The organism is Alkalisalibacterium limincola, from assembly GCF_008017755.1.
In the GTDB taxonomy this organism is placed as follows: Bacteria; Pseudomonadota; Gammaproteobacteria; order Xanthomonadales; family Xanthomonadaceae; genus Alkalisalibacterium; species Alkalisalibacterium limincola.
On sequence record NZ_VRTS01000009.1, the window covers coordinates 51,044 to 73,529 of the forward strand.

The window sequence follows — 22,486 nt, forward strand, 5'->3', positions numbered from 1 at the left end:
TCAGGCCTTGGCGGGATGCAGCAACATCGCATCCCCGTAGCTGAAGAATCGGTAGCGCTGCGCGACCGCGTGGCGGTAGGCCTTGAGGATGCGCTCGCGGCCGGCAAAAGCCGACACGAGCATCAGCAGCGTGCTTTCGGGCAGGTGGAAATTGGTCAGAAGCAGGTCGACCGAGCGGATGCGGTAGCCGGGGAAGATGAAGATCTGCGTCTCCCCGGCGAACGGCTGCAGCTCCCCGTCGCGCATCGCGCTTTCCAATGCCCGCACGACCGTCGTGCCCACCGCCACGACGCGATGGCCTGCGGCGCGGGTGCGACGCACCTTGTCGACCAGTCCGGCACCGACGTTGAGCCATTCGCTGTGCATGCGGTGCTCGTGCACCGAGTCCGCGCGCATCGGCTGGAAGGTTCCGGCGCCGACGTGCAGCGTGATGTGGCCGAACTCGATGCCCCGGCCGGCGAGGCGCGCCAGCAGCGCCTCGTCGAAGTGCAGGCCGGCGGTCGGTGCGGCCACGGCACCGGTCTCGCGTGCGAACACGGTCTGGTAGCGTTCGCGGTCGTCCGCCCCCGGCTCGCGCTGGATGTAGGGCGGCAGCGGCAGGCGGCCGGCGCGCAGCAGCAGCTTCTCCAGCGAGTCGTCGCCGTGTTCGGCGCAGGGGTGGAAGCGCAGGTGGAAGAACTCGCCGTCGCGGCCCAGCACCTCGGCCTCGCCACCGGCGTCGAGCATGATGCGCCCGCCGGGCTTGGGCTTCTTGCTCACGCCCAGCTGCGCGCGCGCCTCGTTCTCGGCCAGCAGGCGCTCGATCAGGATCTCGACCCGGCCACCGCTGTCCTTGGCCCCGAACAGCCGCGCCGGGATCACGCGGGTGTCGTTGAACACCAGCAGGTCGCCAGGCTGCAGATGCTCGACGAGATCACGCACGTGGACGTCGGCAAACGCTTCCGGCGGCGGTGGCACCACCAGCATGCGGCTGGCCGAGCGCTCGGCCAGCGGGACCTGGGCGATGAGCTCCGGGGGCAGCGCGTAGTTGAAATCCGACTTCTTCAAGGGGGCCGGGCACGGTGGGGACAGCCCGGTATTCTCCCACAGCCGCCTTGCGGCAGCGCACCGTGGGGCCTGCGCCCGACCTACAGCCACCCCTTGTGGCGCGCCAGCCGGTAGGCCTCGATGCGGTTGCCCACGCCCAGCTTGCCGATCGCCTCGGACAGGTAGTTGCGCACCGTGCCCGGGCTGAGGTGCAGGCGCTCGCCGATGTCCCCGGCGCTTGCGCCCTCGCCGGCCAGGCGCAACACCGCGCGCTCGCGGTCGGTGAGCGGATCGGCCTCGTCCCAGGCCGCGGCGGCCAGGTGCGGGTCGATCGCGCGCCCACCGGCGTGCACGCGGCGCAGGGCGTCGGCCAGCTCGCCCGACGGGGCATCCTTGAGCAGGTAGCCACGGACGCCGGACTCCAGCGCCCGCCGCAGGTAGCCCGCGCGCCCGAACGTTGTCACCACCACCACCCGCGTGGATGGCATGGTGGACTGGACGCGACCCGCCAGCTCGAGCCCGGAGATGCCGGGCATCTCGATGTCGGTCACCAGCACGTCGGGCTGGTGCGCCTGCAGCGCCGACCAGGCCTCGTCGCCATCGCCCGCCTCGGCCACCACCTCGATGTCCGGCTCCAGGCCGAGCAGGGCCACCAACGCGCCGCGGATCATGGCCTGGTCCTCCGCGACGAGCACACGAATCATGCGGCGACCCCCTGACGGGGCGGTTGCGTGGTCCGTCGCCGGGAAGATGAAGCCTCAGGCAGGTGCCGGCACCACGGGGGCTGCCCAGTTCCAGCCTGCCGCCGAACTCGGCGAGCCGTTCGCGCATGCCGGCGAGGCCGTTGCCATCGCCATCGACGCCTCCGCATCCGTCGTCGGCGACCTCCAGCACGGTCTCCCCGGCGTTCCGGTGCAGGCGCACGTCAACGCGACGGGCACCGGCATGACGGATCACGTTGGTGACGCCCTCGCGCAGGGCCATCGCCAGCGCCTGCTCGTACTCGGCTGCCAGCGGCACGTCGTCGATGTGCGCCACCAGCTCGATGCCAACGCTGTCGAGCGACAGCCTGGCGGCGGCCAGTTCGGCCTGGAGTTCGGGGGCGCGCATGCCGCTGACCGCCTCGCGCACTTCGGCCAGGGCCTGGCGGGCGACGCGCTCGACTTCGGCGATGTGGCGGCGGGCCTGCTCCGGATCGCGATCCAGCAGCGCCCGGCCAGCTCCGACTTCAGCGCCACCAGCGACAGCGTATGCCCGAGCAGGTCGTGCAAGTCGCGGCTGATGCGTTCGCGCTCGGCCAGGCGCGCGAGCCGACGCACCTCGTCCTGGCTCAGGCGCAGTTCGGCATCACGACGGATTCGCGCGCGTTCGAACTGGATCGACGCCACGATCATCGCGCCCAGCACCGCGCTCAGCCCGGCGGTACCCAGCGCCAGCGCCATGGTCGGATAGAACCACAGCATCTGCGCCAGCATCGGCACGAACAGCACCACGCTGGCCAGCACGCATGTGCGCAGCGTGAGGCTCCATGCCAGCGTCGCCATCGCGTACAGCATGAAGGTGTGGCCGCCGGCGTTGAACGGCACCACCACGTAGGCCAACAGGGCCATCGCCAGCGCCAGGGCGATACGGGTGCGCGCGTCCACCTTGACGGCCTGGAAATGCAACGGAAGGAACGCCACCACCGCCGCCACGCTGATCCAGATGGCCAGCGCCGGCACGCTGTCGCGAAACAGCATCGGCAGGAACACGAAGACGAGGTAGACCAGGCCGATCCACGGGTTCTGGTGGATGTCCTGCGCCGGCGTTTCCGACGCGAAGATGCTCCGGCCGGTGCCCTCGTCGACCTCGCTCACGGCATGAACTCCATCGACGCCAGCGGCACCGGGTGGCCGTTCTTCCAGATGGCACGGATGCCCCGCGTATCGCGGATGTCCTGGTCGGGGCGTCCGGCCACCAGCACCAGGTCCGCACGCATCCCCGGGGCGATCCTGCCGCGCTGGTCCAGGCCGAACGCATCCGCGGGGTGCGCGGTGGCGGCGGCCAGCGCCTCGACCGGCGACAGGCCGGCATCGACGAGCTGCACGAGCTCCTCGTGCAGCGATGCACCATGGGCGGTGTTGGCGTTCGGTGCGTCGGTGCCGGCCAGGATCCGTACGCCGGCGGCGTGCAGCTTCGTCACGTTGGCGCGGGCATTGGCGATCAATCCGGGGTTGGCAGGCCATGGCCAGCGGGTCGACAAGGTCTGTTTCTGTCCACCCGACAAGCGCGGCCCCAGCTCGGCATCGTCGGCCAGCGCACTGCGCTCGCCGGAGAGGCCGGCGACCACGGTCAGGGTCGGTACCACGAACAGGCCCTGCCGCGCCGCGCGCTGCGCGAAGGCATCGTCGGCGACCGCATCCTGGAACACGTGCACCAGGCCATCGGCACCGGCGTCGAGCGACTCCACTGCGTGCTGGTAGGCCGCCACGTGCACCACCGCCTTGAGGCCCTCGGCGTGCGCCGCCTGCACCAGGGCTGCAGCACGCGGCGCCTCCAGGCTGGGCATGTCGGGACGCCCGCGGTAGGCGCTGAGGTCCTCGCGCACGATCTTGATGAAGTCCGAGCCCTCCTCGATGCGTGCGCGCACCCACGGCACGACGTCGTCGTCGCTGTCGACGGTCGGCACCGGCAGCCCGAACTGGGTGCCGTGCCCGCCCTTCACCGTGGCCAGCGTACCGGCCGAGAACAGGTCGGCCTGGCGGGTGGGACCGGGCGTTTCACGGCTTTCCCGCGCTTCGGGCAGCATCGATGCCATGGTGAACATGTCCACGACCGTGGTAACGCCAAAGCGCAGCGCATCCGTCCGTGCCTCGCCCCAGCTGTGGGTATGGGCGTCGATGAAGCCCGGCAGCACCGTGCCTCCCTGCGCATCGATGGTGGCCTCGCCGTTGGCCGCCTGCAGCCCCTCCCCGACGTCGACCACATGGCCATCGCGCACGCGCAGGCTGTCGGCGGCAAGGACGCGTTCGCCATCGAACACGCGGGCGTCGTGATCACGAAGCCCGCATCGGCCCCTCCCGGCGCGGCATTGGCAGCGCGATCCGGCGACGCCTGGCGCGCGGGACCGCCCCAGGCCAGCAGTGCGACCACCGCCCCGGCGGCGGCGATGCCGAGCAGGTTCATGCGGTTCATCAGCGTCCTCCCATGCGTTGCAGGCGCGCCGTCGCCAGCGCCAGGAACAGCGTCGTGGTGGCCAGCAATACCGCAGCATGCCAGCCGTAGGCCACACCGTGCACCTGGCCGACGACGCCAAGCGCCATTTGCCCCAGATGCCAGGCCGGCCAGACCACCGCCAGCTTCTGCAGCAGCTCCGGGAACACCATCAGCGGCACCCACAGGCCCGATAGCATCGACATCGGCAGGTAGACCAGGTTGACGATCGCCACGGCGGCCTGTCCCTTGACCAGCGTGCCGATCCACAGGCCCATCGCGCAGAACGGCAGGGTGCCCAGCAGCAGGACGGCCAACAGCAGCAGCCACCGGGCCGGCGCGATGCGCACGTCGCCGAAACCGACCGCGGCCAGCGTGAGCAAAACGACCACCGAAGCGGCGAAGACCAGGCTCATCGCGATCTTGGCGGCGAAGTAGGCGCCGGTGGGCATCGGCGAGACACGCTTGAGTTCGAGCAGGCCGTTCTCGCGCTCCATCGCAAGGCCCACACCGAAGCCGAACAATGCCGGGCCGATCACGCCGAACACGCCATACGTGGCCAGCAGATAGGTGCTCTTTTCCAGTCCGCTCCACTGGCCCGGAAGGACCAGCCCGAAGAACACATAGAAGCTCAGCGGGAACAGCAGCGTCGGCACGGCGAACATCGGGGTGCGCAACAGCTTGAGCAGCTCGAACCAGACCTCGAGCAGGTAGATCCGGACCACGCGGTCCGTTGGCATCGGCTGGATGTCGATCGTGGCGTTCATGCGGCCTCCCTTTCCTGTCCGGATTCGGGGTCTCCGCGGGTCAGCGACAGCACCGCCTGCTCAAGGCTGCCGGAACCGACTTCCAGCGAAGACAGTCCGGAGTCGAGCGCCAGCAGTCGCCGCAGCACTTCCTCCGCAGCACAACAGGCGATCTCCAGCACGCCGGTTTGCGAGGGCACGTGGGCGACCGAATCGACACCGGGCCAGCTGGCGACGACATCGGCATCGACCGTGGTGCGACAGCGGATCCGGCGCCCGGCGGCCCGCAGCTTGATCGCCTGCGGCGTGCCTTGCGCCACCACCCGGCCCTGGTTGATCAGCATGATCCGGTCGGCCAAGGCGTCCGCCTCCTCGAGGTAGTGCGTGGTGAGCACGACCGCCGTGCCCTCGTCGCGCATCGCGCCGACCGCCGTCCACAGCAGGCGTCGCGCGTCGCTGTCCAGGCCGGTGCTGGGCTCGTCGACGAAAAGCAGCGGCGGCCTGCCGCAAATGGCCAGGGCGAACTGGACGCGGCGTTGCTGCCCGCCCGAAAGCGCTTCGTAGCGCCGCCCCTGCAATCCCTCGAGCCCCGCCAGCACGAGCGTGTCGTGCAGGGCCCGCGGCGCCGGGTAGTAGGCACTGAACTGGCGAACCAGTTCGCCCACCTTCAACATCTCCGGAAGACCTTCCGACTGCAGCATCACGCCCATCCTGCGTCGCACGCTTGCCTCGCACGGATCATGGCCGAACACCCGCGCCAGGCCGGTCGAGGGTCGCAACCGACCCGTGAGCAGCGCGATGGCCGAGGACTTGCCGGCGCCATTGGGTCCCAGCAGGGCGAGCACCTCGCCGCGCGTCACCGCCAGGTCGATGCGATCGAGTGCGCGCAAGCGTCCATAGTCGAGGCTGGCTTCGCGCAGGCAGGCCGCTTCGCCGTGATCCATCGTGTGCGTGGGGGTTCCCATCGCCGTTCCTCCCGTGCATTGGTGGGCCGGAGCGTCGGCTCCGGGCTTGTCCATCAGTGTCCCCAGGGCACGGTCGCGGCGGCAGTCGCGGGCATCACCGATTGCGGGTGACAGGTGTCAGCGGGTCTTCGGCAGGCGCGGGGGTTCTGCGCGTGCCCTGCCCGTGCTACCATCGGATAAGTAATTGATTTTCAGCAACTTACCCGTCGCGCGGCCCGAGCCAGATGGCATTGGCCCGCGCGTTTTGCGTTTGACGGGACACAAGGAGGATCCACCCATGTCGCATCCGGCGATCGAGAAGCTCAATACCCTGCGCACCTACGGCGGCGCGGCCCGTACCCCCGGCCTGGACGACGCCACGATCGAGCGCTTCGCCAACACCCACCCCGACCTGGTGGCGGCGATCGACGCCGCGCACGAGGAATTCCAGGCGCTGGCCGGTGGCGAGTTCGACGAGGTCCTCAAGGCCGACGAAGCGACCCAGCTGGAGATGGTCCAGGCGGCTTCGTGAACTTCTATCCCGACGACGGCGTGAACCCCTATGTCGCGCTGACCGCACGCGGTCCGTGGATCATCACGCTCAAGGGCGCGGTCATCCATGATTCCGGCGGCTACGGCATGCTCGGCGCGGGACACGCGCCGGCCCACGTGCTCGAGGCGATGTCGAAGCCCCAGGCCATGGCCAACGTGATGACGGCGAACCTGTCGCAGCTCAAGCTGGAGCGTGCGCTGCGCGCGGAGATCGGCCAGAACCGCGGCGGCTGCCCGTATGCGAAGTTCCTGTGCCTGAATTCGGGCTCGGAGTCGGTGTCGCTGGCCGGCCGCATCGCCGACGTGAACACCAAGCTGCACACCGACGAGGGCGGCCGCCATGCGGGCAAGCGGGTCAAGCGCATCGCGGTGAAGGGCGCCTTCCATGGCCGCACCGAACTGCCGGCGCTGTATTCGGATTCCACCCGCCCGACCTATGCCAAGCACCTGGCCAGCTGGAAGCACCACGAGCAGCAGCTGATCACGATCGAGCCGTATTCGGTCGAGCAGCTGCGCGCGGCGTTCGCCGAGGCCGACCAGCACGGCTGGTACATCGAGGCGCTGTTCCTGGAGCCGGTGATGGGTGAAGGCGACCCGGGCCGCCAGGTGACGCCGGAGTTCTACAGCGCCGCTCGCGAGCTGACCCAGGCGCACGGCACGCTGTTCCTGGTCGACTCGATCCAGGCCGGCCTGCGTGCCCACGGCGTGCTGTCGATCGTGGACTACCCCGGCTTCGAGAAGCTGGCGCCGCCGGACATGGAGACCTACTCCAAGGCGCTCAACGCCGGCCAGTACCCCTTGAGCGTGCTGGCGGTCAACGAGCGTGCCGCAGGCCTGTACCGCAAGGGCATCTACGGCAACACGATGACCTCCAACCCACGCGCGATGGACGTCGCCGTGGCGGTACTGGAAGGCCTGACGCCGCAAATGCGCGAAAACATCCGCGTGCAGGGCAAGCGTTTCGTGGAGAAGCTCGACAAGCTCAAGGATGAACTCGGCGGCCTCATCACCAAGGTGCAGGGCACCGGCCTGCTGTTCTCGTGCGAGCTCAACGACGAGTTCAAGTGCTACGGCGAAGGCTCGACCGAGGAGTGGCTGCGCGAGCACGGCATCGGCGTAATCCACGGCGGCGTGAACTCGCTGCGCTTCACCCCGCACTTCGCGATCAGCGACGACGAGGCCGACCTGCTGGTCGACCATGTGCGCCGGGCGCTGAAGGAAGGGCCGCGCAAGCAGGCCGCCCAGGCCGCCTGACGCGAATCGCAGCGCAACATGAAAGGGACCGGCCCGATGGCCGGTCCCTTCGTTTGGGGACCGCAGCTACTCACCCAGGGATCCACCCAGCGCCCGCACCGCAGCCAAACCGACCACGTCGCCCGGCCCCAGCGGGATCTCCAGGCGAGCGACGTCGCCCAGTTCCCGGTCGAGCTCGTCCAGGTAGCCCTGCTCCTGCCGACGCCGCTGGGCCAGGAACTCTCCGGCGTCGGCCGGCGAACGCTTGTTCACCACCAGCCCGCCTACGTCGATGCCGGCGCGTTCGAGCTGGGCATGGAAGGCGATCGTTTCACGCACCGGCAGCCGCTCGGCGGCCAGCACGATGACGAAGGCGGTGCGCGAGGCGTCGGACAGCGCTTCGCGCAGGTCGGCGAAGCGCTGCCGACGACGGTGCAGCAGATGGCGGATGCGCGCATTGCGGTCGCGCGGACCATCGACGGGCGAGTCGCCGAACAGCTTGTCGCTGACGCTGGTGTCGCTGCCCATGCGCCGCACGATGTCGCCGAAGCGGTCCGCCTGCTCGCGCCTCGCCAGCAGGCCCTCGGTCCAGGCCGCCATCATCTCCGGCAGTGCCATCAGCCGCGCTGTGTGGCCCGATGGCGCGGTATCGAAGATGACCAGCTGGTGCGCGTTGCCTGCCCCGGCAACGACTTCGGCGATGCGCTCGAGCAGCGCCGCTTCCTGCATGCCGGGGGCATCGCGCGAAAGCGCCATGTGCCGGTCGACCTCGCCTGCCAGCCGCTCCGGCATCAACCGGCGCAACGCCGCACCGACCTCGGCCAGGTGGGCATCGACGGTGCGCTCGGGATCAAGCTCGAGCACGTCGAGGTTCGGCGCGATGCGCCGCGGCTCGGGCCCGATATCGCATTCGAACAGGTGGCCCAGGTTGTGCGCCGGGTCGGTCGAGACCAGCAGCACCGGCCGCCCTTCATCGGCGCAGCGCAGGGCGAGTGCCGCCGACACCGTGGTCTTGCCCACCCCGCCCTTGCCGCCGAAGAACAGGATGCGCCGTGTGCGCGCCAGGTCTAGCAGCACTTCACGTGGTCCAGCGGCGAGTGCTCGATGCCCATGCGGCGGTGCCAGTCGTGGAAGCGCTCGTACATCACCGGCATCAGCTCCAGCGTGTAGTAACCGGCGGGATTGGGCACGCCGAGGCTCTCGGCGAACACCAGCAGCATGAACAGGTCCTCCTCCTCGCGCTCGGCGCGGGCGAAGGTGCGGCGGTAAGGCGCGATGTAGAACTCCCTGAGCCCCGAGCCGATGCGGGCCAGCAGGTCGTTCGCGTCGAATCGCCACGGCATCGCGCGACCCTCAGCCGCCGCTGTCCGCGGCACCCCGGGGGGCACTGCCGCGGCCACGCCCCATCGCGATGACCGCCTCGACCGCCACCCACACCGCGGCGACCGCGATCAGCACGCTCATCGTGAACAGCAGCCAGTTGGCGTCGTTGTAGAAGCGCAGCACCTGTTGCTGCAGCGCCCACAGGGTCATGACCAGCAGGAAGGTCAGCGGCACCGCGGTGAACCAGGCGGGGCGACCCTGGCGGATCAGGATGACCGAGATGATCGACAGCGTGAGGCCGGCCAGCAACTGGTTGGTGGTGCCGAACAAGGGCCAGATCACCATGCCGCCGGAGCCGTCGGCACCGGCGCCGAAGGCCAGCGCCAGGCAGGCGGCCAGCGCGATGACCGTGCCCATCAGCGTGCCCATGCGGAAGCCGGCAAGTTCGGCCACCTCCTGCACCACGAAGCGTTGCAGGCGCAGGCCAGTGTCCATCGTGGTGGCCGCGAACAGGATGGCCATCGTCGCCAGCATCGTGGCGCCTAGGTCGGCGGGAATGCCCAGGCCGGCCACCAGGATCGCATCGCCGCCGGCGATGAAGGCGTTGACGCCGCCCTGGCCGAAGCTGGAGTACACCGCCTGCCAGTCGACCAGCGTGGCGAAGCCGGCGGTGCAGGCGATGATCGTCGCCAGCGCCAGCGCGCCCTCGCCGACCGCACCGAAGTAGCCGACGAAGCGCGCGTCGGTCTCCTTGTCGAGCTGCTTGGAACTGGTGCCCGAGGACACCAGTCCGTGGAACCCGGAAATGGCACCGCAGGCGATGGTGACGAACAGCAACGGCATCAGGCTGGGCGTGCCCGCGGGCACCTCGCTGTTGAAGGCCGGTGCCACGACCGTGGGCGAGGCGATCAGCACCGCGATGTAGAGCAGGCCCAGGCCGATGAACAGCTGGATGCCGTTGATGTAGTCGCGTGGCTGCAGCAGCACCCACACCGGCAGCAGCGAGGCGATGCCGGCATAGGCGAACAGCAGCACGATCCAGGTGGCGCGAGGGGCCATGCCCAGCACGGTCTCGGGCAGCACGACCGGATAGTTGTTGCCCAGCAGGATCATGCCGTAGAGCAAGGTCACGCCGATGATCGATGGCACCAGCAGGCCCATCTTCCAGCGGTAGATCATCTGCCCGATGAGCAACGCCACGAGGATCGCGCCCCAGACCGGGATCACCGCGGTCGGGGTCGAGACCAGCAGGTTGGAGATGACCACCGCGAAGGCCGCATTGACCATCAGCAGGAGCAGGAAGATGACGACAAGGAACAGGTTGCGTGCCCGCGGGCCGATGATGTTTCCGGTCAGCGTGCCGATCGACTTTCCCTTGTTGCGCACGCTGGCCCACAGCGCGCCGAAGTCGTGCACGCCGGCGAAGAAGATCGTGCCGAGGATGACCCAGAGGAAGGCCGGTCCCCAGCCCCAGATGACGGCGATGGCGGGACCGACGATCGGCGCGGCACCGGCCACCGAAGTGAAGTGGTGTCCCCAGAGCACGAACTTGTTGGTCGGCACGAAATCCACGCCGTCGCGGAACTCGTGTGCCGGGGTGCGGAAGTCCGGATCAAGGCGGTAGATGCGCTCGGCGATGAACTTCGAGTACAGGAAGTAGCCCGCCGCCAGCGCCCCCAGCCCCACCAGCATCAATACGATCGCATTCATCGAAGATCCCCATCCGTCGATGCCGCCATGCGGGCCCTGCCCGTCGAGCAGCCGAGAGTGCATTCTCGCCCCGCCCCGCGTCCACTGCGGGCAATTCCTGCACCGCTTCGACTAAAGTCTGACCATCACCGAACCGCCACCGGGGGCGAACGATGTCACTGCGCAGGAAGCTCGCCGAGCACGGCTTCGAATCCAACGACGACTACGAGCACGCGATCCGCTGCCTGCTGGAGCAGCCCGGCGAGCGCCTGCGCGTGTTGCACGTGGATGGCCTGGCCGGGCGGCGCAAGACCGCTTTCGCGCAGGCGCTGGGGGCGGCGCTGGCCTACCCGAAGGTGCTCTACCACGACTTCAGCGATGCCGCGCCTGCCCCTGCGCCAAGGGCCGCCCCGGCCGATCCGGCTGTCCCGGGCACGGACGAGCCGCCGCTTGGGCCCTTCGAGCGGGCGATGACGGAGGCCTGCGCCTACTCCGAGGCCGAACCGACGCTGCTGATCCTGGACCAGTTGCACGAGGCCCCGTTCGCCGAGCACCTGCGCCTGCACCGCTTCGCGGAGTCGCGCGAGTGGAGCAATGCGTTGGGCACCGTGCAGGCCCATGCCCGCAACTTCCTTCTGGTCCTGCTATCGGAGCAGCCGCTGTACCACTCGCTGGCACGCTGCAGTTTCCGGGTGTGGACCGATGCGCAGCGCGCCTGGCAGGATTTCCGCCCCACCGACCATGGCCTGGGCCCCGAGGCAACGGCGCTGTTCGAGGCGCTCGCGGGCCTGTTCGAGGTCCTGGCCGCCGCTCCCACGCCGAGCGAGTTCACGCAGCTGCTCGACGACGTGCTGCACCGCGTGCGCAGCGAGGACATGCTGCGCCAGTCGGTCTTCGGGCGCGTCGAACAGGTCGAGCGCGCGCGGCTGTATTCGCCGGAGGCGTTGCCGCGGCTGCGCGGCGTGCTCGACGAGGTCGAGCGGCTGCTGGGCGCGAGCACGTGGAGCTCGGCGCCTGACCCCGTGCGCTGAAGACGCGCTAGCGGAAGAACCGCCAGACCATCAACACGGCCATCGCAACGAACGCCAGCCAGGTCAGCAGCGTGCCCAGCAAGCGCCCCTGCGAGGTGCCTGCGCTGACCGACAAGCCCCACGCGTGCAGCATGCGCCCCAGCAGCAGCGTGGCGCCCAGCGCGTGCACCAGCCAGGCGGAATGGCCGGTGAGCTCCAGCAGCAGCAGGCCCAGCAGGCCCATAGGCAGGTACTCCACGGCGTTGCCATGGGCACGGATGCGTTGCTCGAGCGCGAGCGAGCCACCCGCACCCAGGCCGGTGCGCGTGGCGCGGCGACTCGCGACCACGCGGTAGGCCAGTACCAGGACCAGCAGCAGGGAAAGCCCGGCGTACAGGCCGGTGATCAGCGGGAACGGCATGGAGCGACTCCTTGTGGATGTGCGGGGACGAGGCTCAACGGTTGCGCCGGTACAGCACGAAGCCGCCGACCAGCATGAAGGCCAGCAGCACCCAGGCAAGCCAGGTCAGGCCACCGCCTGCCTGGCCTCGTCCCGGAAGACCAGGCACCCGATCCCCGGCGTCGACGTCCGCGCGGCACCCGGTTCACCGCGGGCCAGTCGGGAATCCGGTGCCGCCGCGACCCAGCGCTGGCCGTCCGCCACGAGCTGTCCATGCACCGGCCCGACAGGCAACTGCTGCCAGCGGATGCGAAGATCGCCGACATCCGGCTCCCCGGGGTCGGCACTGCTCGACAGCCAGTCCCCGTCGGGCTGGAAGACCACGGCGAGGTTCGGGGGCAGCGAGGCCGAGGCCTGTCCGACCGGAACCGGCTCCCAGCCCGGCAGGTCGACGAGCAACTCCGGTGACACGCGGCGCCCGTCCAGGCGCACCCGGCCAGCGATCCACTGCGCACTGCCGTAGGGCGGCTCGCCCGGATTGGCGTAGTCGGCGGGGAATTCCGACGCGTCGATCTGCTCGGCCGACCAGGTCCCCCGGAACGTGCCGTCTTCGCGTTGCCACTGCCACATCTGCACTTCTCGGCGCAGGCCCAGCGCATCCACCTGCACGCCATAGTCGGGGTCGGCCACCGGCTCGGCCACCTCGGGCACGCCCGCCACCGGCTGGGGCGCACCGGCCTCCCCGGCCGTCACGGCGACCCAGGGCGCGATTCCCAGTGCCAGCGTCGCGACCCACCCCCAACGGATCGTGGACGCCATCAGTCGAGCAGCGCGATCGAATCGGCGACGATGCGGTATTCACGCCGGTCCACTTCACCCTGCTGGCCGGCATCCTCGGCGAAGTGCTCGGCCTGCTCCTGGCTGAGCTCGCGCACTTCCAGCACGCCGTAGACCTCCACGCGGCCGCTGCTGTCGGTCGGCACGCCGTAGGCGTGGTCGCGCGCCATCACCCGTGCGTGGTGCCCATCGTCTTCCAGGATCAGCCAGCAGCCCATCTTCTGGCAGACCTGGGTAATGCGACCGGCGAACTTGCCCGGGGCACCGGCGTGCGCATCCAGGTCGTCGATGGCCCGGGACACCGGGACGGCGTCGCCGACGGGCATCTGCGCACCGTACACGCGTGCCTCGCCGGCGAGTGCCGGCAGGCTCAGCAGGCCCGCCAGGGCCAGGACCAGGAACTTGTTCATGCGGTTTCTCCTCGGGCGGAAAGCTCGCGGGCGGCAAGCGCCGCGACCTCGTGGGTGGTGCTGAAGCGGCCCCGGTCGTCGCAGACCACCTGGGCCAGCGCGCAGCCGGTGTCGTGGGTGAAGTACAGATGCACGTTGCGCGCAGCCATGTCGCGCAGGAACTCGCGCTTCTCGTCGATCAGCAGCTCCGGCGAGCGGTCGTAGCCCATCGTGATCGGCACGTGGACCCACGGCCGCCCCGGGACCAGGTCGGCACAGAACACCAGTCCGCCATGGCCGCTGCCGTGCCCGGGTTCGTGACCGACGATCTCGGCCAGCATGAGCCCCGGCGTGTGGCCGTCGCTGTAGTGGAAGCGCACGGTCCTGCCGAGGCTGGGCGTGTGTTCGGAATCCACCAGTTCGAGGCGGCCGCTGTCGCGCAGCAGGCCGGTGAGTCCGGGGATGAAGCTGGCGCGGTCGCGCGGGTGCGGGTTGCAGGCACGCTCCCAGCACGCCTGGCTGACGACGAACGTGGCGTTGGGGAACAGCAGCCGCGGCTCGACGCCCTCCTCCCAGGCCGCCAGCAACCCACCGGCATGGTCGAAGTGCAGATGGCTGAGCACGACGACATCGATGTCCTCGTGGCGGAAACCCGCCTCGGCCAGCGACTCCAGCAATACATGGCGCTCTTCCACGACGCCGTAGCGCTCGCGCAGCTTCGGCTCGAAGAACGCACCGATACCGGTTTCGAACAGCACGGTCTTGCCGTTCAGCGGAGAGGCCAGCAGCGCACGGCAAGCCAGCGGGATGCGGTTGTCCTCGTCGGGCGCGATCCACTTCGACCACATCGCGCGCGGCGCATTGCCGAACATCGCGCCGCCATCGAGGCGCTGCGAATTGCCCAGGATCGACCACAGCTTCATGACGACACCTCCTCTGCCACGGGCCTCAGCGGAAAACCGCCTCGGCATCGACGCGCTCGCCGGTGGACCCCGAGCCCACGCCTTCCCAGCGCGGGTCGGAGCCGGCCTGGACCTCGCCGTTGGCCAGGTTCCAGATCACCAGCTGCATGTTGCCCCATCCGCGCTCGCGTGCGTCGATTTCGTGTCCCATCTCCCGCAGGCGCCCGGCCTCCTCCGGCGAGAACGCGTCGGGCTCGGCGGAGAGCTGGTCGGGCAGGTGCTGGTGATGGAAGCGAGGCATCGCGACGACCTCGTCGGCACTGGCACCCTGCATGAGCTCCAACAGCCCCAGTGCCACCATGGTGATGATGCGGCTGCCTCCCGGCGTGCCGATCACCGCGACGCGGTCGGCACCCATCAGGAAACTTGGCGTCATCGACGACAGCGGTCGCTTGCCCGGTTCGATCGCATTGGCATCCTCGCCGACCAGGCCGAACGCATTGGGCACGCCGGGCTTGACCGAGAAGTCGTCCATCTCGTTGTTGAGCAGGAAGCCCGTGCCCTCGACGACGAAGCCGTTGCCGTAGGGCAGGTTGAGCGTCTGCGTCGCGGAGACCAGGTTGCCCCGGGTGTCGATGATCGAGAAGTGGGTGGTGTCCTCGGACCCGTCGAAGGCACCCACGCCGGGCAGCAGTTCGCTCGGCGTGGCCCGACGCGGGTGGATGCCGGCGCGCAGGCCGGCCGCGTAGTCGGCACTGGTCAGCATCGCCACGGGGACCGGGACGAACTCCGGGTCGCCCAGGTAGATCGCACGGTCGCGGTAGGCGCGGCGCATCGCTTCGGCAAGCAGGTGCACGCGCTCCACGCGCGGCAGCACGGCGTAGTCGAAGCCGGCGATGATCTGCAGCACCTGTGCCAGCGCCACGCCGCCCGAGGACGGCGGCGGCGCGGTGACGATGCGGTAGCCACGATGGGAGATGCGGATCGGTTCGCGCTCAATGATCGAGTAGCCCGAAAGGTCATCCAGCGACCAGATGCCGCCTGCTGCGCGAACGCCGTCGACCAGCGTGCGTGCAGTGTCTCCACGGTAGAAGCCGTCGAACCCCTCGCTCGCCAGTCGTTCCAGCGTCCGCGCGTAGTCGGGATTGCGCATCAGCGTGCCGATCGCCGGGCGCTCGCCGTCGACGAGGAACAGCGCCCGGCGCCCGGGTCGGCGGCCACCACGTCCCGGCGCCAGGCCAGCATTTCGTGGTTCTTTCGCCCGAAGCGCCAACCTTCGCGGGCCCGGGTGATGGCCGGGGCCAGCGACTGGGCCAGGGGCAGTTCGCCATAGTTCTCGGCCAGGTGCACCAGCGCGGCCGGCAGTCCGGGAATGCCGGCGGCCAGGGGCCCATTGATCGCGCGATCGCGGTCGGGCTGGCCTTGGGCATCCAGGTACATGTCGCGCGTGGCCGCGGCGGGCGCGGTCTCGCGGGCGTCGATGAACACGTTGAGGCCATCGCTGGCACGGTGCAGGAGGAAGAAGCCACCGCCTCCGATGCCCGAGCTTTCCGGCTCGACCAGGCCGAGCATTGCACTGGCCGCCACCGCGGCGTCGAAGGCATTGCCGCCCGAGGAAAGGATCTCGATCGCGGCGTCGGTGCGTAGGCGTTGGCGCTGGCGACGGCCGGCTCCACCGGCAGGCGCTGCTGGACGACCTGTCCGTCCGCGCCAGCCAGCGCCGGCAGCGGCAACAGGCAAACGGCCAGCACCAGGACGCCCAGACGGCGGTTCCAGGCTCGCATCGGAATCATCATTGCTCCTGCTCCTGCTGCAGCCGGGCCAGCTTGGCCAGCAACTGGGGTTCGCTTTCCGGCCATGCCGGGTCGGGGTCGATGCATTCCACCGGGCACACGACCACGCACTGCGGCTCGTCGAAGTGGCCCTTGCACTCGGTGCATCGATCGGGGTCGATCTCGTAGATCTCCGGTCCCTGCGTGATGGCGGCGTTCGGGCACGCGGGCTCGCACACGTCGCAGTTCACGCACAGTTCGTTGATCTTCAGGGCCATCTTGGACACACCACTGGTGGGAAGGACGAACGCCGGCCACGAGGGGCCGGCGTCCGTGTTTCCTCGACCGCTCCCGGCGCGCGGCGCGCCGTGGCGGGGGACTTACTTCATTTCAACGAAAATGAAGCGGGCGCCGGTCTCTTCCACCGGCCCCTTGACGCGGGCTTCGTCGTCCGGGTTGCCGATCAGCATCACGTAGACGCCCGGAAGCGAGTTCTGCGGCACCAGTTCGAACGCACTGACCATCATGTCGGCGGCCCTGCCGGGCTCCGGCGAGCTGAAGATCAGCAGGTTGCCCGGCGGGATCGTGCGCAGCAGCGCGGTCTCGACGTTCTCCAGCTGGCGCGAGTAGACCTGCTCGTAGCCCTCGGTGTCGCTGGCGGGCAGGAAGTAGTTGTAGGTCTGGGTCACGTCGTCGGGCGCGTTGCGGCGCACCACGTCGGTGAGGTAGTTGCGCCAGGCCATCTGGTCGTCCTGCGCGCCCGGGGCGGCCACCGGCGGGGTTTCCACGACCGGCGTGTCGGCATCGCGGTTGCACGCGGCAAGCAGCATCACGGCCACGGCCAGCATGAGGGTTCGGAGGCTAAGGGTCATCATCGGATACCTGTGTTGGTGGATGTGTTGTGCAACTTCTGCTGGGACCAGGCAGCGGGTCAGGAGACCTTCCCGCGCTGCCACTTGGATTTCAATGCCGACTGCACCGCCGGATGGACGAAGCCGGATACGTCTCCTCCGAGCCGCCCGATCTCGCGCACCAGCGACGAGGAAATGAAGCTGTATTGCTCGGCGGGCGTCAGGAACAACGTCTCGACGTCCGGGATCAGGTGGCGGTTCATGCTGGCGAGCTGGAACTCGTACTCGAAATCCGAGACCGCGCGCAGCCCGCGAAGCAGGACCCCGCCCCCGACCTCGGTGACGAAGCGCGCGAGCAGCGAGTTGAAGCCGCGCACCTCGACGTTGTCGAACCCCGCCAGCGCCAGCCGCGCCAGGCTGACGCGCTCCTCCAGGGTGAAGGCCGGGCTCTTGCCGGCGCTTTCGGCCACGCCGACGATGACCTTTTCGAACAGCGGCGAGGCCCGGCTGACCAGGTCGATGTGTCCGTTGGTGATCGGGTCGAAGGTGCCGGGGTACACGGCGACCCTTTGTCGGGGATGACTCATCCGGCGTTGCGATCCTGGTCGGTGGACGTGCTTTCCCCGAGTGTATCAGCCGGGCTGCCGCCCGCACCCCCCGCAGGGTGCGCACCCGGGCCCTGCGGAGCGAGGTACAGGCGCACCTCGACCTCGTGGCTGTCCATGCGACGCAACAGTGTCCAACTGCCCGGCACCCCGGGCACCGCGTCGACCGGGGATTCGACGTAGACGCGTGCACCGGCGGCCAGGTGTGGTACCAGGGCCTCGAACACGCGCTTCCACGGGTCGCTGCTGAAGGGCGGGTCGAGGAAGACGAGGTCGAAGGGCTTGCCGACATAGCCGCCCAGCCACGCCAGCGCGTCGCCTGCGACGACATCCACGACGCCTTGCGGCCCGGTGCGCTCGAGCCGTGCCACGGTATCGCGCAGCCTGGCCGCCTGCGCCGGGTCGCGCTCGACGAGCACCACCAGGGACGCCCCGCGCGACGCCGCTTCCAGGCCCAGCGCCCCGCTTCCGGCGAACAGGTCGAGGCAATGCGCCTGCGCCACCGTCGCCTGCAACCAGTTGAACAGGGTTTCGCGGGTGCGGTCGTGGTCGGCGCAGCCCCGCCACGTCGGCGACATCGAGCCGGCTGCCGCGCCAGCGCCCACCGATGATGCGCACCGCCCCGGGGCGCGCCGCTGCGCCCGCCACCAGGCCGGCCGCCGGGCTGTGCGCGCTGCGACCCGCGGGAGCGGTCACGCCGCGTCATGCGCGGGTTCCATACAGGGTCGTGGCTGTGGCCGGTGCTACCATTCCGGCATTGTCCGCGATCCGAACCGCGATGTTCAGCTTCCTCAAGAAAAAAACCCCCGCCGAGCCGCCGAAGCCGGCCTCGGGCAAGGCCACTCCGCCCGCCACGGGCGGGGGCTTCAGCCCCGAGGACCTGACCCGCGCCTTCACCGCCCACCAGGAGGAGAAGGCCGCGCGCGCCGAGGCCGAGCGCCAGCGCACGCGCGAGCGGATGCAGGAGACCGTCGGTGGCAGCTCGCTGGCACGCAGCTTCGGTGCGCTGTTCGCCAGCAAGCCCAAGCTCGACGAAGACCTGCTCGACGAGATCGAGACGGTGCTGCTGACCGCCGACGTCGGGGTCAAGGCGACCACCCAGCTGATCGAGGACCTGCGCCGGCGCATGAAGGCGGGCGACTTCCGCGACGCCGCCGACCTCGTATCGGTGCTGCGCTCGGAGCTCAGGGTGCTGCTGGTGCCGGTCGCCAAGCCGCTGGTCATCGACCCCGAGGCGCGCCCGTTCGTCATCCTGACCGTCGGCGTGAACGGCGTGGGCAAGACCACGACGATCGGCAAGCTGGCCAAGCGCTTCCAGGACGAGGGCCACAGCCTGATGCTGGCGGCCGGCGACACGTTCCGCGCCGCGGCGGTGGAGCAGCTCAAGGTGTGGGGCGAGCGCAACAACGTGCCGGTCATCGCGCAGGGGCAGAATGCCGACGCCGCATCGGTCGCGTTCGACGCGCTGCAGTCGGCCAAGTCGCGCGGCACGCAGGTGCTTATCGCCGACACCGCCGGACGCCTGCACACGCAGTCGGGCCTGATGGACGAACTGGGCAAGATCCGCCGCGTGCTGGGCAAGCTCGACCCGAAGGCGCCGCACGAGGTACTGATGGTCATCGACGGCACCACGGGACAGAACGCACTCAACCAGCTGCGCCAGTTCCATGCCGCCGCCGGCGTGACCGGGCTGGTGGTGACCAAGCTCGACGGCACCGCCAAGGGTGGCGTGCTGTTCGCGCTGGCGCGTGAATTCCAGCTGCCGATCCGCTTCGTCGGCCTGGGCGAGAAGCTCGAGGACCTGCGCGTGTTCGACCCCGATGGCTTCGTCGACGCGCTGCTGCCGGAGTCGATCGGCGGGTGATGTCGCGCCGCGGCCGCTGGCTGCTCGCGGGGCTCGCCGCGGCACTGCTGCTGGCCGCGCTGTTGGCCGCGTTGGCCTGGCGGCAACTGCAACCCGCACAACTCACGCCGCTGCTCCTGCGCCAGGCTTCGCAGGCGCTGGGCCTGGAGTTGAGGGTGCGCGAGCCTGGCGAATATGCGTTCCGCCCCGAGCCACGGCTGCTGTGGCGGGGCCTGAGCGTGCACCGCCCAGGTCAGGATGCCCCCCTGCTGGTGGTTGAAAACGTCGAGCTTTCGGTGCCGTGGTCGACAGTGCGCGGCCGGGGCCTGGAGATCAGCCGGGTGGACCTGCAGCAGGCCCGGCTGGACCTGCCTCGACTGACGGCCTGGCTGCAGGAGCGGCCACCCGGCGAAGGCCCGGTCCGGCTGCCGACGCTGACCCGTGGATTGTCACTGGTCGATGCGCAGGTCGTGGACCGGGAGTGGCGCATCGACGGCCTGGATGTCGACCTGCCTCGCTTCGAGCCGGGTCGGCCCACGAGGATCGACGCGTCGGGGCGGCTCCACGCCGCCGGGCGCGTGTTGCCCTTCGACACCCACGTCGACGGGTCGCTGCGCTGGAGCGATGCGGGCCTGGGACTGGCGATGTCGTCGATGGCACTTTCAGCCCGTGACGGCGAGGCGGCCGATGCGACGCGCTATCGGCTCGCGACCGCCGGCGATGCCGGGCACGCACAAGGCCGCTGGTGGCTGGAAGCGCCGGACGCGAGGGTGGAAATCGAGCCGTCGACCCCGGATGTCTTCATCGGCCTGGACCTGCAGCCGCTGCAGATCTCCCATGGCGCGGGCCGCACCTCGATCGGGCGGAGTGCGTTCGAACTCCAGGGTGGACGGTCGGTCCCGCCGATGCAGGGCCATCTGCAGGCCACGCTTGCCGACACCCTGCAGTTCGAGGCCGACGCGCGACTCGAGGCCTGGCCGGAAGCATGGCCCGCCCTGCCCACCCCGATCGCATCGGTACCGGGCCCGTTTTCGGCTGAAGTCGCGTACGAGGGCCCCCTCGACCTGGGTGCCCCGATGGATGTGGAGGTGGTGCACGAGCTGGCGACCCTTGAGTCGCGCTTAGTGCTGCCAAGGCTGCTGTCGTGGTCTCTGCCCGCCACCGGTTCGCCGCTGCCACCCCTGAGCGGCAGCCTGAGGACGCGCGCACTGGCGTTCGGCAACGTCCGGCTGGAGGGCGTCGTCATCCTCGTGGACGACGCGGAAGAAGCGGGTGCCGCCGAGGACGCGGATGCGGGCGGCCAGGAACGCGACGGGACCGACCCCGAATGAACACGCTGGCCGCTCGGGTGCTGGACTGGTTCGACCGGCATGGTCGACACGACCTGCCCTGGCAGGACCCGCGCACGCCCTACCGGGTGTGGCTGTCGGAGATCATGCTGCAGCAGACCCAGGTGCAGACCGCGGCGCCCTACTTCGAGCGTTTCACGAAGGCGCTGCCGCAGCTGGGCGACCTGGCTGCCGCGCAGATCGACCAGGTGCTGGCGCTCTGGGCGGGGTTGGGCTACTACGCCCGCGCCCGCAACCTGCACAAGGCAGCGGCCATCTGTGTCGAGCACCACGGTGGAGCGCTGCCGGAATCGCTGGAGGATCTGCAGGCCCTGCCGGGTATCGGCCGCAGCACGGCCGGGGCGATCCTGGCGCAGGCGCACGGGCTGCGTGTCGCCATCCTCGACGGCAACGTGAAGCGGGTGCTGGCTCGTTTCCACGGGGTGGAAGGCTGGCCCGGTGCAACGGCGGTGGAGAAGCGTCTTTGGGCGCTGTCGGAGTCGCACCTGCCCGACACCCGCATGGCCGACTACACCCAGGCGATCATGGACCTGGGGGCGACCTTGTGTACCCGCAGCAAGCCCGACTGCGCGCGCTGCCCGCTCGCCGGCGACTGCATCGCCAGGCGCGAACAACGCACCGGGGATCTGCCCACCGCCCGACCGGGGCGCACGCCGCCACGCCGCGGGACGGTCATGCTGGTGTTGCGCGATGCACAGGGCCGGGTGCTTTTGCAGCGGCGCCCGGAAACCGGGATCTGGGGTGGGCTGTGGTCGCTGCCGGAAGCGGTGGATACGAGCGCCGCGCGCGAGCTCGCAGGTCGCCATGCCGATGCGACAAGCTTCGCATCCACGCGCGAACTCCCGACGTTCGAGCACGTGTTCAGCCACTTCCGCCTGCAGGTGCAGCCGCTGCTGATCGAGGTCAGCGCAGCCCGGATCGGCGTGGGCGACAATGACGACCTGCGCTGGCACCCACCCGCCGCTGCAGGCACGCTGGGGCTGCCGGCACCGGTGGCCAGGCTGCTGCAACGAATTCACGAGGAAGAGATCTGATGCCGCGAACCGTCTACTGCGAGAAGACCAAGGCCGAGGCCGAAGGCCTGGACTACGCACCGTGGCCGGGCGAACTGGGCCAGCGCGTGTTCGAGCACATCTCCAAGGCGGCCTGGCAGGAATGGCTGGCCCACCAGACGATGCTGATCAACGAGAACCGGCTGTCGCCACGCGATCCCAGGCACCGCGCCTGGCTCGAGGACCAGATGGAGAAGTTCCTGTTCGGCGGCGACTACGAAAAGCCCGCCGGTTACGTACCGCCAGCCTCGTCCTGAGCCTGCTCGATACGGCGCATGTCGCCGCCCTCGCGGAGCTCACGGGCGTCGATTTCACGAATGCGCGTGATCCGGCAGCGCTGGTTGCGCACGTGGACGCTGTCGAAGTTTGCCCGGATCTGGCGCGACATCGTCGGGATCGAGATGCCCTGCGCCCAGGGAAGTTCGGAGCACGGCCGCTGCACGTCGAGCAACCAGGCCTCGTTGACCCGGGTCCAGATGATCAGCCGCTCCTCGGACAGCGGCTCCCAGTTCTGCAGGCGCTGGTACCAGATCGAGTCGACCGGTTCACCCGCCAGCGACTCGGCCAGTTCCAGGCGCGCCTGCTGGCGCTCGCCGACGCGGTTGCCGGCGCAGCCTGCCAGCATGGCGGCAAGGGCCGCGAGAATGAGCCAACGCTGCATCGTGTCCATCGCATGCACCCCTCAAAGGCTTGGGCCTGGCCACAGTATGTGCGCCCGAGGCCCAAGCGCACATGAAGCCCGCGGATCGGCAGCCGGCGCCCGAGGCAGCG

At 69.7% G+C, this 22,486-nt stretch carries 21 protein-coding genes and 4 pseudogenes; 6 read left to right on the forward strand and 19 right to left on the reverse strand.

Annotated elements, in window-relative coordinates:
- The 6 genes and pseudogenes from queA to FU658_RS12090 all read right to left on the reverse strand — a co-directional run bounded on the left by queA (nt 1) and on the right by FU658_RS12090 (nt 5,929).
- The gene (queA, locus tag FU658_RS15490; protein ID WP_255505584.1) at nt 1-1,047 is read right to left on the reverse strand and encodes a tRNA preQ1(34) S-adenosylmethionine ribosyltransferase-isomerase QueA; all 1,047 of its coding nucleotides are present in this window, start codon (nt 1,045-1,047) and stop codon (nt 1-3) included.
- An 80-nt stretch (nt 1,048-1,127) separates the two neighbouring features.
- On the reverse strand, nt 1,128-1,730 hold the full coding sequence (locus FU658_RS15495) for a response regulator transcription factor (RefSeq protein WP_255505585.1): 603 nt from the start codon (nt 1,728-1,730) through the stop codon (nt 1,128-1,130).
- Nucleotides 1,731-1,830: 100 nt separating this feature from the next.
- Nucleotides 1,831-2,765, reverse strand: a pseudogene (locus tag FU658_RS12075) (sensor histidine kinase); the annotation flags it as partial.
- Nucleotides 2,766-2,878: 113 nt separating this feature from the next.
- Nucleotides 2,879-4,048, reverse strand: a complete 1,170-nt coding sequence (locus FU658_RS12080) for an amidohydrolase family protein (RefSeq protein ID WP_187266094.1) — start codon at nt 4,046-4,048, stop codon at nt 2,879-2,881.
- Between the two features lie 151 nt (nt 4,049-4,199).
- Complete coding sequence (locus tag FU658_RS12085; protein WP_147892313.1) at nt 4,200-4,985, reverse strand: ABC transporter permease; 786 nt, start codon at nt 4,983-4,985, stop codon at nt 4,200-4,202.
- Nucleotides 4,982-5,929 carry an ABC transporter ATP-binding protein gene (locus tag FU658_RS12090; RefSeq protein ID WP_255505586.1) on the reverse strand — a complete coding sequence of 316 codons (948 nt, stop codon included), beginning with the start codon at nt 5,927-5,929 and terminating at the stop codon, nt 4,982-4,984. Before FU658_RS12090 ends, FU658_RS12085 begins: the two co-directional genes overlap by 4 nt.
- 277 nt (nt 5,930-6,206) lie before the next feature.
- Here FU658_RS12090 and FU658_RS12095 point away from each other — a divergent pair.
- Nucleotides 6,207-7,714 (forward strand): annotated as a pseudogene (locus tag FU658_RS12095) (aminotransferase class III-fold pyridoxal phosphate-dependent enzyme).
- Between the two features lie 66 nt (nt 7,715-7,780).
- On the opposite strand, the gene FU658_RS12100 reads toward FU658_RS12095, so the two are convergent.
- Genes FU658_RS12100 through FU658_RS12110 form a run of 3 tightly spaced genes read right to left on the reverse strand, consistent with a single transcriptional unit; the run spans nt 7,781 to nt 10,726 of the window.
- Nucleotides 7,781-8,770: an ArsA family ATPase gene (locus FU658_RS12100; protein WP_147892314.1), complete on the reverse strand. Its 990-nt coding sequence runs from the start codon at nt 8,768-8,770 to the stop codon at nt 7,781-7,783.
- Nucleotides 8,761-9,036, reverse strand: a complete 276-nt coding sequence (locus tag FU658_RS12105; protein WP_147892315.1) for a cory-CC-star protein — start codon at nt 9,034-9,036, stop codon at nt 8,761-8,763. The genes FU658_RS12100 and FU658_RS12105 overlap by 10 nt, the downstream gene beginning before the upstream one ends.
- Before the next feature lie 10 nt (nt 9,037-9,046).
- Complete coding sequence (locus tag FU658_RS12110; protein ID WP_147892316.1) at nt 9,047-10,726, reverse strand: carbon starvation CstA family protein; 1,680 nt, start codon at nt 10,724-10,726, stop codon at nt 9,047-9,049.
- 152 nt (nt 10,727-10,878) lie between these two features.
- On the opposite strand from FU658_RS12110, the gene FU658_RS12115 reads away from it, so the two are divergent.
- Nucleotides 10,879-11,736 carry a hypothetical protein gene (locus FU658_RS12115; RefSeq protein WP_147892317.1) on the forward strand — a complete coding sequence of 286 codons (858 nt, stop codon included), beginning with the start codon at nt 10,879-10,881 and terminating at the stop codon, nt 11,734-11,736.
- A gap of 7 nt (nt 11,737-11,743) precedes the next feature.
- On the opposite strand, the gene FU658_RS12120 is transcribed toward FU658_RS12115, so the two are convergent.
- The 9 genes and pseudogenes from FU658_RS12120 to rsmD all read right to left on the reverse strand — a co-directional run bounded on the left by FU658_RS12120 (nt 11,744) and on the right by rsmD (nt 18,119).
- Complete coding sequence (locus FU658_RS12120; protein ID WP_147892318.1) at nt 11,744-12,136, reverse strand: MAPEG family protein; 393 nt, start codon at nt 12,134-12,136, stop codon at nt 11,744-11,746.
- Nucleotides 12,137-12,241: 105 nt separating this feature from the next.
- Nucleotides 12,242-12,934 carry a TMEM43 family protein gene (locus FU658_RS12125; protein WP_147892319.1) on the reverse strand — a complete coding sequence of 231 codons (693 nt, stop codon included), beginning with the start codon at nt 12,932-12,934 and terminating at the stop codon, nt 12,242-12,244.
- Nucleotides 12,934-13,362 carry a DUF4920 domain-containing protein gene (locus tag FU658_RS12130; RefSeq protein WP_147892320.1) on the reverse strand — a complete coding sequence of 143 codons (429 nt, stop codon included), beginning with the start codon at nt 13,360-13,362 and terminating at the stop codon, nt 12,934-12,936. The genes FU658_RS12125 and FU658_RS12130 overlap by 1 nt, the downstream gene beginning before the upstream one ends.
- Nucleotides 13,359-14,264, reverse strand: a complete 906-nt coding sequence (locus FU658_RS12135; protein ID WP_147892321.1) for an MBL fold metallo-hydrolase — start codon at nt 14,262-14,264, stop codon at nt 13,359-13,361. The genes FU658_RS12130 and FU658_RS12135 overlap by 4 nt, the downstream gene beginning before the upstream one ends.
- A gap of 25 nt (nt 14,265-14,289) precedes the next feature.
- Nucleotides 14,290-15,983 (reverse strand): annotated as a pseudogene (gene ggt, locus FU658_RS15770) (gamma-glutamyltransferase).
- 52 nt (nt 15,984-16,035) lie between these two features.
- Nucleotides 16,036-16,293 (reverse strand): YfhL family 4Fe-4S dicluster ferredoxin, encoded by a 258-nt coding sequence (locus FU658_RS12145; protein ID WP_147892322.1) that lies wholly within the window; start codon nt 16,291-16,293, stop codon nt 16,036-16,038.
- Nucleotides 16,294-16,395: 102 nt separating this feature from the next.
- The gene (locus FU658_RS12150; RefSeq protein WP_147892323.1) at nt 16,396-16,887 is read right to left on the reverse strand and encodes a hypothetical protein; all 492 of its coding nucleotides are present in this window, start codon (nt 16,885-16,887) and stop codon (nt 16,396-16,398) included.
- Between the two features lie 59 nt (nt 16,888-16,946).
- A complete protein-coding gene (coaD, locus tag FU658_RS12155) occupies nt 16,947-17,453 on the reverse strand; it encodes a pantetheine-phosphate adenylyltransferase (RefSeq protein ID WP_147892324.1) in 507 nt (168 codons plus the stop codon).
- Nucleotides 17,450-18,119 (reverse strand): annotated as a pseudogene (gene rsmD / locus FU658_RS12160) (16S rRNA (guanine(966)-N(2))-methyltransferase RsmD). The gene coaD and the pseudogene rsmD overlap by 4 nt, the downstream one beginning before the upstream one ends.
- Between rsmD and ftsY the strand changes: the two are divergent.
- From ftsY to FU658_RS12180, 4 genes are read left to right on the forward strand one after another with little or no spacing between them, the layout of a single operon-like run.
- A complete protein-coding gene (gene ftsY / locus FU658_RS12165) occupies nt 18,058-19,335 on the forward strand; it encodes a signal recognition particle-docking protein FtsY (protein WP_425477616.1) in 1,278 nt (425 codons plus the stop codon). The pseudogene rsmD and the gene ftsY sit on opposite strands and share 62 nt — an antisense overlap.
- The gene (locus tag FU658_RS12170; protein WP_147892326.1) at nt 19,335-20,645 is read left to right on the forward strand and encodes an AsmA family protein; all 1,311 of its coding nucleotides are present in this window, start codon (nt 19,335-19,337) and stop codon (nt 20,643-20,645) included. Before ftsY ends, FU658_RS12170 begins: the two co-directional genes overlap by 1 nt.
- A complete protein-coding gene (mutY, locus tag FU658_RS12175; RefSeq protein WP_147892327.1) occupies nt 20,642-21,697 on the forward strand; it encodes an A/G-specific adenine glycosylase in 1,056 nt (351 codons plus the stop codon). Before FU658_RS12170 ends, mutY begins: the two co-directional genes overlap by 4 nt.
- Entirely contained in the window at nt 21,697-21,972 is a 276-nt protein-coding gene (locus tag FU658_RS12180; protein ID WP_147892328.1) for an oxidative damage protection protein, read from the forward strand. The genes mutY and FU658_RS12180 overlap by 1 nt, the downstream gene beginning before the upstream one ends.
- Here FU658_RS12180 and FU658_RS12185 read toward each other — a convergent pair.
- Nucleotides 21,948-22,376 carry a DUF6491 family protein gene (locus tag FU658_RS12185; protein ID WP_147892329.1) on the reverse strand — a complete coding sequence of 143 codons (429 nt, stop codon included), beginning with the start codon at nt 22,374-22,376 and terminating at the stop codon, nt 21,948-21,950. The two genes, FU658_RS12180 and FU658_RS12185, sit on opposite strands and share 25 nt — an antisense overlap.
- Between the last annotated feature and the right edge of the window lie 110 nt (nt 22,377-22,486).

Coding starts and splice junctions, on each gene's coding strand:
- FU658_RS12170 (WP_147892326.1), top strand. CDS start 19,335: ATGTCGCGCCGCGGCCGCTGGCTGCTCGCGGGGCTCGCCGCGGCACTG.
- FU658_RS12110 (WP_147892316.1), bottom strand. CDS start 10,726: ATGAATGCGATCGTATTGATGCTGGTGGGGCTGGGGGCGCTGGCGGCG.
- coaD (WP_147892324.1), bottom strand. CDS start 17,453: ATGAGTCATCCCCGACAAAGGGTCGCCGTGTACCCCGGCACCTTCGAC.
- FU658_RS15495 (WP_255505585.1), bottom strand. CDS start 1,730: ATGATTCGTGTGCTCGTCGCGGAGGACCAGGCCATGATCCGCGGCGCG.
- FU658_RS12145 (WP_147892322.1), bottom strand. CDS start 16,293: ATGGCCCTGAAGATCAACGAACTGTGCGTGAACTGCGACGTGTGCGAG.
- FU658_RS12105 (WP_147892315.1), bottom strand. CDS start 9,036: ATGCCGTGGCGATTCGACGCGAACGACCTGCTGGCCCGCATCGGCTCG.
- FU658_RS12185 (WP_147892329.1), bottom strand. CDS start 22,376: ATGCAGCGTTGGCTCATTCTCGCGGCCCTTGCCGCCATGCTGGCAGGC.
- FU658_RS12130 (WP_147892320.1), bottom strand. CDS start 13,362: ATGAACAAGTTCCTGGTCCTGGCCCTGGCGGGCCTGCTGAGCCTGCCG.
- FU658_RS12085 (WP_147892313.1), bottom strand. CDS start 4,985: ATGAACGCCACGATCGACATCCAGCCGATGCCAACGGACCGCGTGGTC.
- FU658_RS12180 (WP_147892328.1), top strand. CDS start 21,697: ATGCCGCGAACCGTCTACTGCGAGAAGACCAAGGCCGAGGCCGAAGGC.
- FU658_RS12135 (WP_147892321.1), bottom strand. CDS start 14,264: ATGAAGCTGTGGTCGATCCTGGGCAATTCGCAGCGCCTCGATGGCGGC.
- FU658_RS12120 (WP_147892318.1), bottom strand. CDS start 12,136: ATGCCGTTCCCGCTGATCACCGGCCTGTACGCCGGGCTTTCCCTGCTG.
- FU658_RS12150 (WP_147892323.1), bottom strand. CDS start 16,887: ATGACCCTTAGCCTCCGAACCCTCATGCTGGCCGTGGCCGTGATGCTG.
- FU658_RS12125 (WP_147892319.1), bottom strand. CDS start 12,934: ATGGCGTCCACGATCCGTTGGGGGTGGGTCGCGACGCTGGCACTGGGA.
- FU658_RS12115 (WP_147892317.1), top strand. CDS start 10,879: ATGTCACTGCGCAGGAAGCTCGCCGAGCACGGCTTCGAATCCAACGAC.
- FU658_RS12090 (WP_255505586.1), bottom strand. CDS start 5,929: ATGGGAACCCCCACGCACACGATGGATCACGGCGAAGCGGCCTGCCTG.
- mutY (WP_147892327.1), top strand. CDS start 20,642: ATGAACACGCTGGCCGCTCGGGTGCTGGACTGGTTCGACCGGCATGGT.